Below are 1,829 nucleotides of genomic sequence, written 5' to 3'. Positions count from 1 at the left end.
CGAGCTGTTTGGCGGCTTGAACGCAACGGCGAATGCCCTTAAATGCGATAGCAACAAGAAAGACATTCGATATATAATGAAAAGTTAATTATTTCTTTTATAAAAGGCTGTCGCCTGTTTTTCAAACTATGTGCAAGCACGCAAACAGCGTGGCTGTTTGCGCCTGATAAATTGTCATATCGGAAGATTTTTATGGGCCCTGCCCATACCCGCAATTTTTGAAAAAATTGAGTAAACTTTTTTTTGGAGGATAATTTAGCGTTAACTAAATTTCAATGCCCGACCGACACTCCGCTAAACCATAATTTAATTGTTAAATATTTATCGTTAAAAAATTGTCAATGTGCACAAAACATTGTTAAGTTTTTATCAATAGTTTAGTTAATAATTTAACATAATTTTTGTTATATACGCTCAATTATGGTATTATTTTTTATTCACTCATACAAAAACAGTAAAATTATATTGTCTAATTAACCAAAGAATTTATTAAAACTTCTGTTATTTTACCTCTATACCTAAGCATAAAGTTGTTGTATAATATAACCAAAGCAAAAGAGAAATTGCTTAGTTTTTTATTGAAAGGAATGACTTTTATGAAATTTGAAACAATTCTTGCCGAAAGAAAGAATAAGGTTATATATAAAGATGGCGATAAGACCATTAAGGTTTTTGACGAATCTTTCCCAAAATCAGATATACTCAACGAGGCACTTAATCAGGCTCGTGTAGAAGAAACAGGTCTTAATATTCCGTCTTTACAGGAAGTAACTAAAATTGACGGAAAGTGGGCAATCATTTCCGATTACATCGAAGGTAAAACACTTGCTCAACTTATGGAAGAAAATCCTGAAAAGACAGACGAATATCTTGAATTATTTGTAAATTTGCAGATGGAAGTTTTATCAAAGAAAGCTCCATTACTTAACAAACTTAAAGATAAAATGCAGCGTAAAATTTCCGAAACAGGTCTTGACGCTACAACAAGATATGAGCTTTCTACCCGTTTAAACGGTATGCCTAAGCATACAAAGGTTTGCCACGGTGACTTTAACCCAAGTAACATAATTATTACTGCTGACGGCACACCGTATATTCTCGACTGGTCACATGCAACACAAGGCAACGGCTCTGCTGATGCTGCAAGAACATATCTCTTATTTAAACTTAACAAGCAGGATGAACTTGCTGAAAAGTATATTAAGTTATTCTGTGACAAGACTGATACTGCTCGCCAGTATGTACAGGAATGGTTACCGATTGTAGCTGCTTCTCAGTCAGTTAAGGGCAAAGAGGAAGAGCGTGAATTCTTACTCTCATGGGTAAATGTTTGCGATTACCAGTAATTTTTAATTCATAAATTATTTAAATCTTTTAATTAATTCTCCTTACTTTCTAATTCCCAAATAAAAAATGCTCCTGTTCATAAAATAGAACAGGAGCATTTTTTTGAAGTGAACAATATGTCAAGTGTACACAAATTAATTATAAACAACTTTCAATCGGTCTGGCTATAAGTCTTGCATTGGAGGTTTATCCGGATTAATTACAATGATGGGAATGAAGAGTTTTAAAAATGCTAATAAACCTCCACTCACACCCCCTGATTTTCTATTCCCTATCGTATTGACAATACTTTTATGGTTACTTATAATTTTAATGATAAAATGGGTAACATTTGCAGCTTATTTAAATTATGGTTTAGCGGAGTGTCGGTCGGGCATTGAAATTTAGCTAACGCTAAATTCTCCTCTCAAAAACAAAAAAGTTTACTCAATTTTTTCAAAAATTGCGGGTTTGGGCAGCGCCCATAAAAATCTTCCGATATA

At 33.5% G+C, this 1,829-nt stretch carries 2 protein-coding genes; both read left to right on the top strand.

The window, feature by feature from the left end; all coding sequences use genetic code 11:
• The first annotated feature begins 596 nt into the window (after positions 1-596).
• Entirely contained in the window at positions 597-1,346 is a 750-nt protein-coding gene (locus AAAY30_RS11455) for a phosphotransferase (protein ID WP_252559574.1), read from the top strand.
• A 178-nt stretch (positions 1,347-1,524) separates the two neighbouring features.
• Positions 1,525-1,734 carry a tryptophan-rich sensory protein gene (locus AAAY30_RS11450; RefSeq protein WP_412122672.1) on the top strand — a complete coding sequence of 70 codons (210 nt, stop codon included), beginning with the start codon at positions 1,525-1,527 and terminating at the stop codon, positions 1,732-1,734.
• Positions 1,735-1,829: the final 95 nt, after the last annotated feature.

This window comes from Ruminococcoides bili (genome assembly GCF_040093295.1).
Taxonomy (GTDB): domain Bacteria; phylum Bacillota; class Clostridia; order Oscillospirales; family Acutalibacteraceae; genus Ruminococcoides; species Ruminococcoides intestinale_A.
This window is presented reverse-complemented; position numbering and strand designations above follow the sequence as displayed.